Here is a 16503-nt window from a genome sequence, read left to right on the forward strand (position 1 = left end):
CATCGTGCTGTTCTGGGGCAACGGCATTCAGGTGGAATAGTTCGCGCTCATAAAATCCCAGACGTCGGGTATTCAACCTGCTGCACGCGCTTCGGGACGAGCCAGAGTTCCAAGCTATATATACCGGTGCGCGGACGACCGCGACAATCCGTCGGGCGATGCGGCGGAGGAAGGAACGCGTAAGAGCGCTCGCCAGGCGGCTTCGGCGCCAGTCCGGCGAAGTAGAGCCGCGCAAGCGGGCGCGCGTCAGCCATAGGCTGAACGTCATTCATTGCACCGCCTTCGCGGGACCATGCGGCGTTGAGAGTCCGATCTCAGGCTGGTTTCGGTTCTGCGGGGTTAGTCTGAAGCACCCATCGCTCGGTACCTTCGAAGCCCATCGCTGTCAGGCGGCCCGTCAGATAGGCCCCGGTATCAAGTCCGATACGATTTGAACGCTCGTCTACATCCGGACTGATCGTGTGGCCATGCACGATCATCTTCTCGAATGGTTCGCCGGCTCCGAGGAATTCCCCGCGGATCCAGCGGAGGTCTTCGGGTTTTTGATCCGAAAGGGCGACGCCTGGACGGACCCCTGCGTGCACGAACGAATAGTCGCCGATATTGATCTGATCTTCGAAACTGCTGAGGAACGCGACGTGCGATGGAGGGACCGCACGCTGCAGAAATTCCATGAGATCATCAAAATTGGCGTTGAGATAGTCGGCTTCCTTCATACCATAGCTGGTAATCGTCGTGTCTCCACCTATCCGGTGCAAGAACTTGACCGCTCCAAGGTTGCCGGCGACCGCAGATAGAAACACCTCCTCATGGTTGCCCAGCAGGAACCGTGCCTCTGTATTGGTCTTCGCGAGCAAAAGGAGACGCTGGACGACGTCCGCCGAATCCGGGCCTCGGTCGATTAAATCACCCAAGAAGATCAGCCTCGTCCGTGCCGGCCCGCGGTTCCTATCGTCAGTGTCGATCAAGTCCAGTAGTAGGTCGAGCAAATCAGCTCGCCCGTGGATATCTCCAATTGCATACAAGCGTTCGCCTGGCGGCGTTCGAGGAGCCAGCCTTGGCGTGACAGAAGTACTGGGAGAAAAGAATCTTTTTAGCATATTTTGCGGTTAATCTTTGCCGGGTTCAAGTTTCTGACGAGAAATTCAGAATGTTAGCTCATGGTCGTAATGCGTAAGCAAACCTATTCGCGAGAAATTTACGAGTCTCCCGCGCTTCCCGGTCTGTCCGCAATGTCGCGGAATATCCGAAACGACGGATGGCGGTTCGCGCTTCTCGACCACGCCAAATGGCGGAGAAACTCCGTGCCTTTTTCGGTGGGCTTCACGCACTCTCGTTTCGGTACCAAACTCATCCACACAAATCGCTCCATATGTATCCATTATATCTTTTGTGCGTTGCGGCAAAGTGACGATCAACGCCGATCGCCTCGCAGAGCCGGCTACCTGGCTCTCGGAGATCCCGACATCACCATTTGCCTTCGCGAGATCATCGACCGCGCGGGTCGAGATGCCCTGGATATAGGCCTGCTGCGATGTGTCCTCGTTCAAGCTGGATGTGGCCGATTTCGATGACGTGACCGCCGGTAATTGCGATTGGCAAGATATGCCAACGCATCTCATCAAAGCCCGTAAATTGTGGGACGAAATGTGGACGCGGACCTTGCTGCCTCGCCCGGACCGGCGCCAATGCGCCATTTCCCGCCTGACGATGGTGACCCCTACGGAAGCGGTAAACCTCAAGTAAGTCGCTGATATCGCTATATAATGAACATAGTAGTGAGGCTGATGCCATCACATATACCATTAATTTTGCGGACCATGTGCGATCAAATAGGATGAGCACCTGCCGCCGCTGATAAGTAAGCGGAGGGGCACGAAGTGTGGTATATTGACCATCGGCTAGACTCGGGCCGGAAGCAGAATCGCAGCTTGCAGACGACTGACGGACGAAAGGTGCCGTAGCTTATAGTCGGATTGGCGCAGCGCCTTACGACAAATTCACATCGTTCCCGTGCGGTGCTGAGAGCGTCAGCTTACGCTGCACCGGTCGTTTCGAACTCACTGAGCCCTCAGTCGAGGCCGCCGACATTGCGGTCGTCGCGGGCGCAGGTGAGCTCCTTGAAAGCGGACGAACGTTCATGTGCTTCTATCCAATGGCAAGTGCTTGCGTTCAGGAAGCACCTCGAAAGGTCGGGTCGACGCGTGCGCGCCGCTCGCGCAAGCACCTCCATCGGCGCCGCAGCCTTATGGAAATCATGTTTGGACGCCTCAAGGTGGCGCTGCGTCACTATACGCTACGGCCCCCGCCCAATCGCCTTCTCCGCGATGGCTCTCGCCGCAACCGCTAGCAATTAGGAGGGTCGCGCAATACGAGAGTACGGATATTTCGGCCAAGGGGAGGGGCTATTGGCATTGAAACCGAGGCAGAATGCCGACATTAGGGAAATAATTCAGCGAAGCGACATTGTCGCCGTCGCGAAAGCGCTCGGGCTCCAAGTGGATCGAAAAGAGTCCCGACCTCGCAAGGCGCTATGCCCATTTCATAACGACCGAAATCCCTCGCTAAATCTTTATCAACGGGCGCAAGAACGGGATAACTTTTACTGCTTCGTCTGTGGCGCACACGGTGATGTGCTCTCGCTCGTGCAGCGCCGGAACGGCCTCGACTTCTGGGATTCGGTCAAATGGTTGGCGCCTTACGCAGGCGTTTCATTTGCCGAAGGCGCCCGGAGGCCCGTTGTCGATCGGCGGAGCGGTGCCAAGCAATTTGCCGAGCGGGTGCGCAGCGGATCCGACGAGGACGAGCTCGCGCGCATTGCCGAGCGCCGTGGGTTTGCGCCCGACATGCTCCGCAAGGTCGGCGCTGGAGTCTATGATCTCACCGCCCTGCGTCGCGAGGCGTCAGGTGATCGTGTTCTGGAAGAAGCCTTGTGCGGTGCCGGCATTCTGCGTCCCGAAGCCGCGGCGCTCCCGGAGGGAGAAGCGCGAAATTGGCTGCGGGGCTTCTACTCGGGCAAGCGGATCGTTTTTCCGCTCGGGAGCGGCGGCGGCGCACCCGCCGGGTTTGCCGCGCGCGCCCTCGGCAATGAGGATCCGCGCTATCTCTATTCGTTCGACTTCCCCCGCCGCGACACGCTTTATGGCGCCGATCGCGTGGAAGCCATGCTCAGTCGACGCGAGCTGCGCGGTACCGCCGCCCAAGTTTATGTCGTCGAAGGCATTTTTGATCAGTTGCGCCTGGAATCGCTCGGCTTCGAGACAGTCGCCTTGCTCGGATCGCGTGCGGCGCCCGGCCAAGTCGCGGCGCTCGCACATCTCGCCGACATCGCCGCTCAAGCCGATCGGCCTCTTAATTTCCGCCTGTTTCTGGATCCAGACACTGCGGGGCGCGACGGCGCCTATGATGTCATCCTCTCGCTACTTCGCATGCTTGGCGGCGGCGCAGCGTTCGGGATTGAGGTCGTCGTACCATCGGCGCAAGCGGACAAGGCGGATCCCGACACCTATTTGCGCGGACTGGCGCGCGCAGATGCCGTCGCCTTACTCGATCAGAGCGCTTATGGGGCACTCGAATTCATGCTCGGGGTGCGAACCGGCCTGAGCGAACTTCCTATCGATCTTGGCGCGCTGTCCCCCGTGCAACTGGCGAGCAGCGCGCGTCGCATTGGCCACAGCCTCCCCGATTTGAACTGGGACAGGGCCTTGGCGCCCCTTGCTGTCGCTGAAAAACTCGCCGGCTTTGCCGCGGCAATCCGCAGCTATGGTGACGTCGCGGCGGCCGCCGCGCCGATCCGGGTCGACACGCGCGGGCCCGCGGGAGATCCGCGGGCGGACCTGATCACCGCCTTGACCGTCGGCCGCTCCTCTACCCAGCGCCGCGAATATCCGCTCGATGACGAGGCCTGGGAGCGGCTGGCGGTCGCCGCGACGCCGCTGTTCCATGTCCACCGCGAGCGGCTGCAAATAGGCGACGGCCCGATGGCCCCACTCCTCGCCCGCCATCTACCCAAGGGCGGTGGGCGCAATCGCCTCAAGGCAGGGCCGGTAGCGGCCGACGCGCTCCTCCAGCAGTACGCGCTGATCGAGCTGCTGCGCGACCGTCCTGGCGCGCCGGGATTCTCCGACCGTATCCCTGCCGTTCGCTTCGATCGGCGGACGGGCGGTAAGGGAATCTACCGGACGGGCGCCGAAGGCGAGAACGAGGCGCTGAGCTTCGCCTACCAGGTCGATATGGGGATCGTGAACGGCGAAGCCCCGCCGGTGCGCGAAGGTATCTTTCGCCCGTATTTCGAGTGCTGGCGCGCTTTTATCGACCATCTCGACAGCAAGATTCGCCGCTATCGGCACGAGGACCTGCAGATCCTCCGGCTCGATATCACGGGCTTCTACGAATTTGTCCGACGCGATGTAATCGGCGACGCGCTGCAGGGGCCGCTAGAGCGCGCACTCGGCCAGTTTGCCGAGGCCGACCGCGGACCGCTTGGTTTCGCGCCGCTGCTGCTGCCCGAAACCGGCGCCGATGCGACAACCCGCGCCAATGTGTTCACCGACTTCCTGCTTCGCCACGCCTTCCACAGCGAGCATGCCGATCCCGAGACAGGCGCCGCCGCTCGCCTTACTGGGCTGCCGCAAGGCCCCGACCTGTCGGCCTACCTCGCCAATATATCGCTGTTCGACCTCGACGACATGATGCGGGCCGAGGTCCAGCGCATCGACGCCGCTTACGAAGACAGTGACGCCGAGAACACCTGGGAGCTTGGTGGACGTAGCGCCAACGACGCGGCCACGGACCGCGACGACGCGCGGGGTGAACGGCGCCGAAGCGGATGCAGCGCGGCCTACGCCCGCTACGTCGACGACATCATCATCATATGCCCGAACGCCGACATCGCCGGACTCCTTCGACGGAAGATCGAGACCCACCTTCAGCTGCGCGGACTGTCGCTCAACCGCAAGAACCCCACGCCGCCGCTGATGACCCGCGATGAGGCGCGCGAATGGCTGACTGACAGCCGCATGGGGTTCGGCTTCTCGGGGCCCTTGGCCGACATGCCCGTCACCGATTCGATGGATCCGCTGGCCGACGCCGGAGACATCGATCGCCGTACCGCGTTGGGTCTCCTGTTTGACCCCGAGCTCGACGACCTGAGGCGTCCAGAACGCATCTACGAGCGACTGGAACGTGCGTTTCGCGCTGCCGAAGTGCGGTTTGGCGACCGCGCGAACGCCTACCGGCGTCTGTGGCTGATCGCGGCGGGACAAGCGAACTTGGGCGCTGCCGAGATGGCTCGCTCGTTTCGGACCGAAGCGCTTCGCGTGGACGTCGGCGCGCGGACGGTCGACGCTCCGTTCGATATCGCGCTCGCGGCGCTCGAAGCGATCGAACGCGCGCTGCGCGCCCACATACCCGAGGCGCTGGAGGAAGATGCGCGCGACTGCTGGGCGAGTCGGCGGGTGAGTTTGGCAAGAGCGGTGCTCGCCGACCTCTTCACGCCCTTGGCCAACACCTTCCTCGGCGCGGGCGCGCAGTCGTTTCTGGTGCGCCACGATATCCGCTGCCAGGTCGCCATCATCGCCTGTCTGGCCCTCTCCGTGCTCGAAGACGCGAAACTTGCCCTCGACGACCATCCGTTCGCGGCGCTGAGGTCCTATCTCTCGCCCGTCGAAGGCACTAACTTATTGCCCGAGGGCCTGCGCCTCTCGCTCTACCGCCACGATGGCGACCTCGATCCAGGCCTTCCCGGACTCACCGTTCCTTCCGAACAACAGACGCGCAGCGCCTTTCGCCGACTTGAGACGGCACTGGTCAAACTGCAACGGCTCGGCCGCGATGGTTCTGATCTGTCGCCGGCTCCGCCCGCCGAACCGCAGTCGACGCGGATCGGGCAGGTGGTCGAGCAAATCCTGAAAATTTGGACGCCCGGCGCGCCGGATGCAGCCGAGATCGATCCGGTGGAAGTCGACGCCGCGGCGACGCTCGTCAATGTAGGCCACCGGCATTTCGCGGCTATGGCGCAGTCTCGGCCTCGGCTGATACGGATGATCGCGGACCAGAGCCACGCCAAGGCGCTACCATCACCGCCGGGTCTCGAAGCTTCGGGTGTCTTGCTTTGGTGCGAGGCCGGCCATCTGCTCTTTGCCGCCCCGCGCAGCGATGCGCCGCGTCCGGTCGGAGCTTCCTGGCGCCAGGAGACCTCCAGCGCGCCCGATTTCCTTTATCTGTGGAAAGCCGATCTAGCCGCCGGTATCAGGCCGCTCTTTGATCTCGAATTGCATTGGGACGCCCGCGATATAGCCGCGCTGTACGAAGGAGGATATGGGTCCTATCGCGATCTGCTAGTCGCCGCGACCGAACAGATACCCGTTCCCACTGTCTTCTCCTTCTTCGCCCCTGTAGATGCGAGGGGAGCGCCCGACATTCACAGTGCGACCCTCGTCTGCTGGACCGCGCCGCGCAAAGCGGTTGATGGTCACGCTTTCGTGCGCAATGGCAATTCGCTGGAGGCGCGGCCGGTTCATCTTCTCGACGCAGACCACTGGCGGTACGGCTGGGCGGTCCGTGACCTGTGCCGCCGCCCTGAAGGCCCCGCCGAGGATATCGCGGGATTGGAAGGCCACGGCGATACCAAGCTTGATCGCGATGGCCATCGCCGCGACGCGATCCTGGCGCGCGTGCTGCCGAGACTGTCCGGCGCCGATCGCTGGGGTGCCGGTTTGCGATCCGAGTACGGGTCCATTCCCACTCGCATCGCCCGCGCGCTACGATTGCTCAACGCCTTCGGGACGACCGAGCTCCCCGAGAGGCAGGCGACTTATCTCGTCGCGGCTACGGCGGAAGGCGTGTTTATGAGCGAACGGCTCGGCACGCCAGGCGATGCTAACTACAGCGGCCGGCCGGCGGCGATCGCGGCACGCGCTGCGCGGCGCGTAAGCCGGGCCCTTCCGGCGGCTGGCCGATTATGGCCTGACGGGCATGCGCCTGCGTCCGGTCAGCGGCGGAGTGCCGCAGCTTGGTTTGCCGCAGCGCACCGTGTCGAGGCACGGGTGGAAGACCTTGACGAGACGGTCGCTGTTTCGCTGAAATCGCTTGCCCTCGGGCTCGCTCTGCTCGGGACCATGGCCGAGCTGCGCGCGTTGGCCTTCGAAATGGCGGCCGTCTTGCCGGCAGGTAGTCTCGAACGCTTGCAAGACATCCCGATCGACCTGTCCTTCGTCATGCCGCACCTGGGCGGTGAGACCGCCCTGATTGACGATACCGAGAGCGCCATCGATGGCGATCCCGAAGTCCAGGTGCGACGCGTGTTGCGGGTCTTCGGACAAATCATCGCCGGGCGCCGTACCGCGGCTGCCGCCGCGCGCGATGCGATCACGCCGGCCGGCTGGCTTGTCCTCGTCTCGATCCTGTTGCAGGTGACCCCTCCGGCCAACGCCGGCTCTGAGGAAGAGCGGCCAGCCTTGTGGCGCATGACGCCCGGCGGGCTCGAATTGGCGGCGAAAGCGATTTCCGCCTTGCTACCATTCGTGGCGGCCGCCGCGCCCGACACCGCAGATGACGGAGATTGGCCGTGGAACGCCTTCGCGCCACTTCGCGCCGCCGTTCCCGAGGGCCTTGCAGATCATTTAGCCGATCTGTCCACGGCCGCGGCGATCCGCATCGACATGCTGCACTCGACCGTCAATCCGCGGACCGGCGAGGTCGTCGACGGAAGGCCGGTGCTCCGCCTCGGGGATGGCAGCTCTCATCGCATGTCCGAGTGGCAGATCGATGTCGCCTACGTCGCGGGCGAGCGCCGGCTGTCGACCGAGTGCGACGAGCAGGACGGCCGCATTCATTACCACTACTCCGTCGCGTGGAACGCCGATCGGGTCGTTGGGCTCCATCTCGTGTCGCAAAGCCTCGCCGATGTCGCGTTTAGCGACTCGCCGCAACCGACGGCCGGCGGCGAGCCGCGCGCGAGTGGCGGTCCGGTCGCAAGCGGGGCGGTTGGCGTGAATCAATCGACGCCTTCCGCGCCGAGCAACGAAAATGCACAAGGCGCGCAGACCAATGTGACGGTCGGCGGTCCTGGCGATCACGATGATGACAGATTAATCGGAACCGAATCCGGGCCCGCGCAGTCTGTGATTGAGGCGCACCACGCATCGCCGTCGCAAGACGGCAAGAGACTCTCCGCCGCACTGTCGCCCGCTAACGCGATGGCGCGGATCATTCAATGGCAGGATGGCCTATGGCGCAAGAGGGCTAAGCGCGGCCATGGCCTGCAGCGGATAGCGATCGTGCAGTGGGATGTTGCCGACACCTATTACGCGCCTGGTACGGGCGGCGGCAAGCACGAAGGTTTGCGCGATCTGGGAGGGAAGAGCGTCGATGCGACGACAGTAAACGCCGGCGGCATTTTCCAATCTATCGCCGAAGGCCGCCGGCGCTCCATCCTGCGCGAAGTGCTCCGCGCCTGTGCACGCTTCGAGGTAGATGGCCTCGTGCTACCGGAATACAGCATGCGCCCCGAGACCGTGAACTGGCTGACGCGCCAACTTGCTGCGATGAACATATCGCTTACCGTCTGGTGCGGCACCTTCCGCGTTCCTGATGGCGCGTCGATTTCGACGGCTATCCCATCAACTGGACCCTCACCGTTCTTTCAGCCCTTCGCTCCTGGGGCGCCCGGTACAATCGAGTGGGAGATGCATTCAGCCTTGCTGACCTGCATCGATGCCTTGGCTTCAGAAGATAAAGCGCAAATCCAGTGCGCGGTTCGGCGCAAGCGCTATCCGTCGCCTGCAGCGGGCGAGTTGATCAGGCCTTCAGCGAACGAGTTGTGGCAGCCTCTGCTGACGCATCAGACGGATCCCTTCCGGCTCGGAACCTACACCGTGGAGCTCGTCTGCTCGGAGATGTTCCTCCACGCCAGCAGTTCTAACTACATCGGCATTCTCGAGGAAAACAGAAGCCTCGCCTCTCGCTACGCGATCCCGTGGCCGACCTCGGGCGCCATCGAATCGCTCAACGACGACATGCACGTGTTCGCCCGCTGGACGTCCTACCGCAGTATCGACGAGCCGCCGGAACTCGCACGCGGCAAAGCCATGCAGCGGACTTTGATCATTCTGCCGGCCATGACGTCGCGGTCGGCCGACTATCATATATTTGGACAGAACCAATATCTGGCCGCCGGGCTTGTGACAGCGTTCTGCAATGCCGTGGAGCCGACGGGTAGCGTCGGCGGCAGCGCGTTTATTGGGCTCGACGGCTGGAAGTCCGGGACGGAGACTGCGACGCCTTACGGGTCGTTGGCGCCGGGGATTTTCCAGCTGAACAGCAAGCATAGCGATGCGCTCGGAACGAAGGAGGCGGCCATGGTGATCGCGGACATCGACCCGATCCGGACCACCGATCTCAAGCCGCGTCCGCACTATCAGGGGCGATCGCTCCAGCTCGTTGCGCACCTTCCACTGATTTTCGCGACCGAGGCCGATACGTCGCCCGACGCTCGTGGGACGCGTGAGCGCGTGCCGCGCAAACGGTTCGTCGGCGGGGCGCAAAAAACATTTATCGAGGCCGCTACCGCCGTTCAGGAGGTTCTCGACGCGCCCGAGCCGAGTTGGCGCCACGAACGCGCCATGCCAGACCCCGATCCGCTGGTCGAACAGGCGCGCGCCGAAATCCTGCAAAAAACGGTGGCGGCGCTGGATATGCTGGTTTGCTTCGCCGACGATCCTGAGTGGCTACGCCGCCGCGCCGCCGCGTTCAGGAACAAGCGGTGGCACTACTCGCCGCCGGTGGTCCTTCCGGCCCTGACTGATTGGCTGTACGTCGACGACAGTTGGCGGGAAATCGTCGTCGAGTTGGGGGACAAGCATCCGTGGGAAGCCGACGAGAACGTGCTCGACGTGCCGCGCAATTGCAACACGTCGAAATTCTAGGGGTAGGTTGTGCCTTGTGGGCGCGGGGACAGCACCTTGGATGACCGGCTGGAGGCGGCGGCGTGCGAACTCGAAGCGTCGGGTCGCTACCGCGTGCTGCGCCGGCTGGACCTCGCCGCGTGCCTCGCCGAGCGCGATGGCAGCTCAACGCGGCTCGGCATGTTCCTTGATATTGAGAGCACCGGTCTCGATCCCCTGACCTGCGAAGCCATCGAGCTGGCGATCGTGCCGTTCGAATATCGTCTTGATGGAGCTATCGTCGCCGTCCACCCCTTGTTTCATCAATTCCAAGAGCCGTCGTCCCCGATATCCGACGAGGTTACCAGGATCACTGGGATCACCAACGCCATGGTCGCAGGGCATAGGATTGATCCAGTCGCGATCGCGCGCTTCGTCGAGAGCGCCGCGATTGTCGTTGCACACAACGCCGCCTTCGACCGGCCCATCGCCGAGCGTATCTCTCCCGCCTTTGTCAACAAACCCTGGGCTTGCACGATGTCGGATGTCGATTGGCGAAGCGAAGGGTTCGAAGGCCGTCGGCTCGGCGAATTGCTGGCGTCATTTGGCCTGTTTTTCGACGCCCACCGCGCTTCGGATGATTGCGAAGCCGGGATAGCGCTTCTAGCTCAGATCCTCCCGCGTTCGGGACGCCGCGTTCTCGAAACGGTTTTGACCGCGGCGCGAAAAGCGTGTTGGCGGATCTTCGCGGTAGAGGCGCCTTACGACGCGCGCGAAATTCTGCGGCAACGTGGATACCGCTGGAACGCTGCGCCAGACTTCGGACCCCGATCGTGGTGGATTGATCTGGAGAGGATGCGCGTTGAGCCGGAACTTCAATTTCTTCATGATGAGGTCTTTCGGCGTCAAGTCGATTTACCCATGCGGGAAATTACCGCGTACGATCGCTACTCCTCGCGAAATACCCGAGCGTTTCGCTAGTCCACATCGAAGCGCGAGGCATAGTCTATAGCCTGATCTTCACGGGTCGGCATTCCCTGGAGCAAGCGCTGACCTTTGCGCAGTCCTCAGTACGAGTATGTGCTGGCCGCATCTAGCAGTCGGTCGTTTGAGATCACACTTGCGCCAAGTCGCCGAACGCCCGGCCTCGGGCCTTCTGATATTCATCGCGAATGACCGATTATGGGGCCAAAGCCGACCCACTTTAGCGCCCAAGCCCACGTCCTCGCCCGAAGTCGATTCCTTGATTGAACGCCAACTCGGCGCCGAGCCGGCGACCGGTGTTAATCGTGATCCCGAGCTGCGCCTTGCGGCCTGCAAGGATAGATTCCATCTGCGGGTCTCGTTCGAGGCTCTTCGCCATTCCCGCCATCTCGCTTTGGATGGTTTTGCGGCCCGCTATGTCGCCCACCGCATAGGCGCGCTCAGACTGCTTCTGCAGCTTGCTCCAGCGCGCAACGAACTGGTCGGCGCGCCTAGCTGGATCGGCCCGCATCTCGGTCTCCAGCATCATGGCCCGGATCGTCCGTTGTGGTCGCCCGCTCGCAGCCTCGTCGATCGTCGTGCGATCGGCGTTGAATACATTCTGAAGGTCGCGCTTAACACCTGGGCGCAGCGCCTCCATTTCAGCGACCGCCTTGTCGAGGGCGGCACGCTGATGCGGAAGCTCCGCATATCCTTCCGTCCGCACGCGCACGATGTCGGCGACCGAGCGTGCAACGCGCACCACCGCCCGCTCGAATGGGCTCAACTCCGGAGCATCGGATGTCACGCGCAGCTTCAACCCCGCGAACCGGTCGCGCGGTACCGGCCGCTCCTGCGCCGGCTCGGTGGCCAGATGGTCAGAGGCCATGTCCTTGCCCCGCTCGCGCGAGAGTGTCCGGGTCAACGCATGTCCGTCGGAAAAATCGTCGCGGCCGTAGTGGAGGTCGACGCTGTCGCGGTGGCGTGACAACGCTACGTAAGCGGCATGACGATCGAGCCCTGGCGTTGCCAGCACGTGGACGCGATCGACTGTCACACCTTGCGCCTTGTGCACCGTGGCGGCGTACCCGTGATCAACGTTCGCATAGTCCTTCACATCGAACGCGATTGAGCGCCCGTCGTCGAGCAGCACCGCCATGCGTGCCTGGGTCACCGCCTGCACCTGTCCAACCGTACCGTTCTTGACGCCCAGACTGCGCTCATTGCGCAGGAACATCACCCGGTCTCCGGGCGCGAAATCCCGTTGCCCGCGCTCGGTAGTGATCGTCACGTCCTCGCCTAGCGCACCCACCGCGCGCAGCCGGTCGCGTGCGGCGGTATTCAGCGCACGTACCTCATCATTGGTGTGGGTGAGGATGATACGCGAGGCGCCCGGCGCCTCTAAACGATCCCGATCCCAGCGATCGATCAACTCTGCGCGTGCTCCGTCACGCGTCTCGGCAACATGGATGCGGTCGTGCCGAGCATATGCGCCGATCGCTTCCGCAGTTCGCTCTGTCGCGAGGTAGCGGGTGGCGTCGCACTGCCAATCCTCCCGCTGCCGACGGATCTCGGTGATCTCGATGCTCCCATGCCGCTCGGCAGTTGCCCGGAACGCAGCGCCGGCCTCGATCGCCTGCAACTGCTCGGGGTCGCCGACCAGCACGACCTTGGCGCCGCGCTTCTCGGCTTCGGTAAGCACGCGCTCCATCTGGCGCGTACCGATCATGCCGGCTTCGTCGATCACCAGCACATCGCGGTTGGTCAGCAGCTCGCGCCCCCCCGCCCATTGATGCTCCATGCTGGCGATCGTTCGCGAAGCGATGCCCGAGCCGCTCTCCAGATTCTCGGCGGCAATGCCGGACAGCGCCACACCACGCACCGAATAGCCTGCACTCTCCCAAGCCTCGCGCGCAACGCCGAGCATCGCCGACTTCCCGGTGCCGGCATAGCCAATGACCATTCCAAACCCCTGGCCTTTGGTGACATGGTCGAAGGCGCTGCGCTGCTCACTCGACAGCACCAGTCCGCGCATTTCCGCTCGCACCAGTGCGAGCTTACGATGCTGCTCGTCCATGCCGTGTCGCCGCCCCGCCTCAAGCCGGACAGTGGCTCGCTCGAGCCTCTTCTCGGTCTCGACCATTTCCCGGCTGGTGAAGCGATCCTGGCCGCGCCCATCCTTGCCGAGCGCGACCAGTTCCGGCGAGCCGCGCACCGCCGCCATCACGCGGTCGAACTGGTCCTTCCCCTCGCTATGACGGTGCGCGAACATGGCGAGGACCCGTGTCGTGAACGTCGCCTGGTTGTGGGTAATCGCATCGAGCGCGATGCGCGGCTGCGCGATGATCTTCGCACCGTTCGAACGCGCGATCTCGCGATGCTCATCGACGCGTTCGAGTTCGAGCCCCTTCGACGCCATGCGCGACGCAGCCGGCCCGATCTTGTGCTGGGGCTCAAGATCGATGCCCTGCGCTTCGAGGCTGCGATGATCGATGCGTGCATCGACATCGAGCTCGGCGAGCCGCTGGTTGGCATGCTCGGCCCAGCGCTCGCGCCATTTCTCCAGCAGGTCGGTGCGGTTCCAGGCGCGGTTCTTCTTGCCGAAGCCGTTCTCGTCGACATCCCGCAGGGTGAGCATGACATGCGCGTGCGGCTTGGGTTTGCCATCGGCGCCCACGTCCCAGTGCACGTTTAGGTCGGCAATCATCCCGCGCGCGACGAACTCCCGTTCGACGAAGTCGCACGCCAGCCGGATGCCCTCGGCTCGGTCCAGCTCGCGCGGGATGGCGAACTCCACTTCGCGCGAGAGTTGCGCGTCCTTGCGCAACTCGGCCGCTTCGACCGCATTCCAAAGCTTCTCGCGATCAGCGAGATGCTCTGGCGCGCCGTCCGGCAGCATGACCTCAGAGTGCACGACTCCGGCCTTGTTCGAGAAGTCGTGATGGCGATCGAGCCGCTCGTCATAGAGCCGCGACGCCGAGCGATAGGCGGCTGACGCGAGTGTCGACGATCCGTTAGCGCGGGTGATGATCTTGGCCGAGAAGTGGTAGATCGCCATAGCGGCAATCCACTTACAATCTACAAGCGACGTCGGCACGACGTATAAGCGCGCCCTCACACGAAAAATTCCTGTGAGGGATCGGGTAGCTCCAGACCGTCCCGGCGACTCTACAGCATCGTTCCCAGAATTCTATTATCATGCTCGCATCGCCAGCAAAATAGAGACTGTGATGCGTAAGCCGCGGGACTTCGATTCAGAACTGAAAGTGCTCGCCGACAAGGCGAAACAACTCAAGGAGCGCCGCGTGCGCCAGCTTGGCGAGCTGGTGGCAGCGACCGGGGCCGACACGCTCGACGCTGACCTGCTTGCCGGTGCGCTGCTCGGTGCAGTGGATGCAAAGGACGCCGCGACAAAGGAGGGCTGGCGCAAGGCGGGTGCCGCCTTCTTTCGCGTCACGCGCCAGCCTCGCCGCCGCCCTCGCGCGGAGCCGGAAGGCGGAGCGGAGCGCGAGGGCGGCGGCGCATCGGCTTGAAGCCAGGAAGGCACGAACCGACATGCGCGAATGGGGCGTCAAGCGCCGGGAACGCACGCGGCATCTGATCGAGCTGGGCGGCCTGGTCGTGAAGGCAGGGTTGGTCGAACTAACCGGCGATGATCGCGCCACGCTCTATGGCGCGTTCCTGTCGACCGCGGGCAAGCTGCAAGGCGAAGAACGCGATCATGCGCTTGCCCTGTGGGCGCGACGCGGCAGGTGCGCGTTCGAAGCCGAAGCACAAGCGAAAAGCGGCGCTATGGCTGTCTTACCGTCACCGCCAGCCCCACCACCATCTGCGGCGTAACGGTCGGCCCTGCAGCGCAGAGTGCAGGCCGTAGAGGGCATCGGCCATTCTGTGTTCGACCTGTCGCACGCTGAGGCCGGTGATCTCGGCGATTTCGGCATAGCTAAGATCGTCGATCCGGTGGGCCAGAAACACTTCGCGGGTGAGACGCGGCAGCGTCAGCAGGGCTGCTTCCATCCGTGCCAGTTCCTCTGCCGTCGCCATCACCTCACGGGCGGCGGTGGGGTTCACGGTCGCTTCGTAGGCAGCCATGGCGCGCTCCTTCATCACGGCAAGCGATGCTGCCAGCCACGTGGGCGCGGATGACCGGTCAACTGATGCACGCGGTCGAGCAGCGCGCGGGTCAGCATTTGGAGTTCCTGGGCAGAGAACGGAAAGTCCGGGGCTACATCGCGCGAACTCGCATTGCGCCACTTGCTGTACGGCGAGAGGATCGCTGCAAGCAGTTCTATGTCGGTTGTGTTGAAGCCGAGACCCGTCGCATTGGCGTGGGCGAGCGATCTGGCGACGTTCAGGCCGATATGACGGGCGCACCACGGGTCGGCGAATCCCACATCGAGCAGATGTGAACTCAGCCCAAGCTGTAGCACAATTCCGATCTGATAGAGCCTGTCGGTCGGACGCCGCACAATCCCTTTCTCTATGCCGAGAAAGAAGCTCTCGGCGTTATGGTAGCGGAAGCGGCTGAGGTTCCGCCCCGCCTTGGTGCGAGCAAGGGCCGGCGGTTGATTGGCATACTGGTCGTGAAGCTTCGCCAAGGCCTCGGCCCGGGGCGATGCAGCCGGGGCGGCAAGCGCGGCAACCGGGACGCTCGTCAATGCGCCAAGCAGCGCGCGGCGTGATGTGGGGCCAACCATATACACCTTCCGTTCCGCATCCTGGGCGGATGAAGCGGATGCGACGGAGCGGATGCGGCACGATCCCGTAGCTCCCGCGCGATTCGCGATGCCGGAATCGCCGCAGGCCGGTTTGCTTGATGCCCTTGCAGCAATATACGCCACCGTTTATCGAATAAACGATGTCGTATATTCAAATAAACGGTTGCGTCAACCTGTTTGGCTTGGAGTTCGCAGACATGGCCGATAGCCAAGAGGCGATGGGACGCCCACCGCTTGGAATGAAGCCGACGACGGTCAGGCTATCGGCTGAGACGATCAGCCGAATCGCAGCGCTGGTGGGCAATCGGCGGGTTGCGCTGTTCATTCGCGAAGCGGTCGAAAACGAGTTGCAGCGCCGGGAAAATCCTGAGCCGCCAAAGGGCTGACTCGCCTTGCGGCGGTGCCGCTCGCGAGTCGGCATCCGGGGGCGGTGTGGATAGCGCCAAAATCCGTCCTGGCACGGTCGATTTACTCGTACCGGGACGACATGGGAAAATTTCTTTTCACCGCCCTCGGACGACAGGGGCCGCCACGGGACGCCAGAGTCCGCCACAGCACACCGGCACCGTTTTTGGCACTCTTGCACTTCGTCCCAACGCTATCGATCCTGTCCCGGGGAGCTTCGCTAAACCCGAGTATGGAAGTATAGCCCATGTCCAACACCGAAAGGATTATTCGTCTCAAGACCGTCCTCGCTCGTACCGGGCTTTCCCGCACGACCCTCTATCGAAAGATGGGTGAGGGCACCTTTCCCCAACGGGTCAAGATCAGCATTCACGGCGCTGGCTGGCACGAGTCCGCCATCAACCGCTGGATCGCCGATCCGATGGCCTATCGAGGTGATTGCGCAGAATGATGTCTGCTACCGCGCTCTCCCGGGGCGAGAGCGCGGCCAAGACGTCGGCCGAGCGAAGGCGGCTTCGCGCCCTCATTCCGGT

10 protein-coding genes are annotated in these 16503 nt (G+C 63.3%); 6 read left to right on the forward strand and 4 right to left on the reverse strand.

Features of this window, described 5'->3' with window-relative positions; genetic code table 11:
* Positions 1–314: 314 nt before the first annotated feature.
* Positions 315–1100, reverse strand: a complete 786-nt coding sequence (locus ACZ1I5_RS04220; protein ID WP_465172494.1) for a metallophosphoesterase — start codon at positions 1098–1100, stop codon at positions 315–317.
* 1308 nt (positions 1101–2408) lie between these two features.
* On the opposite strand from ACZ1I5_RS04220, the gene ACZ1I5_RS04225 reads away from it, so the two are divergent.
* Positions 2409–9926: a CHC2 zinc finger domain-containing protein gene (locus tag ACZ1I5_RS04225; RefSeq protein WP_465172495.1), complete on the forward strand. Its 7518-nt coding sequence runs from the start codon at positions 2409–2411 to the stop codon at positions 9924–9926.
* Between the two features lie 36 nt (positions 9927–9962).
* Positions 9963–10865: a 3'-5' exonuclease gene (locus tag ACZ1I5_RS04230; RefSeq protein WP_465172496.1), complete on the forward strand. Its 903-nt coding sequence runs from the start codon at positions 9963–9965 to the stop codon at positions 10863–10865.
* Between the two features lie 223 nt (positions 10866–11088).
* Here ACZ1I5_RS04230 and traA read toward each other — a convergent pair whose 3' ends face one another.
* Entirely contained in the window at positions 11089–13905 is a 2817-nt protein-coding gene (traA, locus tag ACZ1I5_RS04235; protein WP_465172497.1) for a Ti-type conjugative transfer relaxase TraA, read from the reverse strand.
* A 172-nt stretch (positions 13906–14077) separates the two neighbouring features.
* Between traA and ACZ1I5_RS04240 the strand changes: the two genes are divergently transcribed.
* Together ACZ1I5_RS04240 and ACZ1I5_RS04245 are read left to right on the forward strand one after the other, a co-directional pair.
* Positions 14078–14380: a conjugal transfer protein TraD gene (locus ACZ1I5_RS04240; RefSeq protein WP_465172498.1), complete on the forward strand. Its 303-nt coding sequence runs from the start codon at positions 14078–14080 to the stop codon at positions 14378–14380.
* A gap of 22 nt (positions 14381–14402) precedes the next feature.
* Positions 14403–14687, forward strand: a complete 285-nt coding sequence (locus ACZ1I5_RS04245; RefSeq protein WP_465172499.1) for a conjugal transfer protein TraD — start codon at positions 14403–14405, stop codon at positions 14685–14687.
* Here the strand turns inward: ACZ1I5_RS04245 and ACZ1I5_RS04250 are convergent.
* Both ACZ1I5_RS04250 and ACZ1I5_RS04255 read right to left on the reverse strand, forming a co-directional pair.
* Positions 14655–14939 (reverse strand): RNA polymerase sigma factor, encoded by a 285-nt coding sequence (locus ACZ1I5_RS04250; RefSeq protein WP_465172500.1) that lies wholly within the window; start codon positions 14937–14939, stop codon positions 14655–14657. The genes ACZ1I5_RS04245 and ACZ1I5_RS04250 overlap by 33 nt on opposite strands.
* A 14-nt stretch (positions 14940–14953) precedes the next feature.
* Positions 14954–15544 (reverse strand): hypothetical protein, encoded by a 591-nt coding sequence (locus ACZ1I5_RS04255; RefSeq protein WP_465172501.1) that lies wholly within the window; start codon positions 15542–15544, stop codon positions 14954–14956.
* A gap of 161 nt (positions 15545–15705) precedes the next feature.
* Between ACZ1I5_RS04255 and ACZ1I5_RS04260 the strand changes: the two genes are divergently transcribed.
* Both ACZ1I5_RS04260 and ACZ1I5_RS04265 read left to right on the forward strand, forming a co-directional pair.
* Entirely contained in the window at positions 15706–15951 is a 246-nt protein-coding gene (locus ACZ1I5_RS04260) for a hypothetical protein (protein WP_343517817.1), read from the forward strand.
* 266 nt (positions 15952–16217) lie between these two features.
* Positions 16218–16421 (forward strand): helix-turn-helix transcriptional regulator, encoded by a 204-nt coding sequence (locus ACZ1I5_RS04265; protein ID WP_465172502.1) that lies wholly within the window; start codon positions 16218–16220, stop codon positions 16419–16421.
* Positions 16422–16503 lie beyond the last annotated feature (82 nt).

It is taken from the genome of Sphingomonas sp. BL-S-30 (assembly GCF_055521475.1).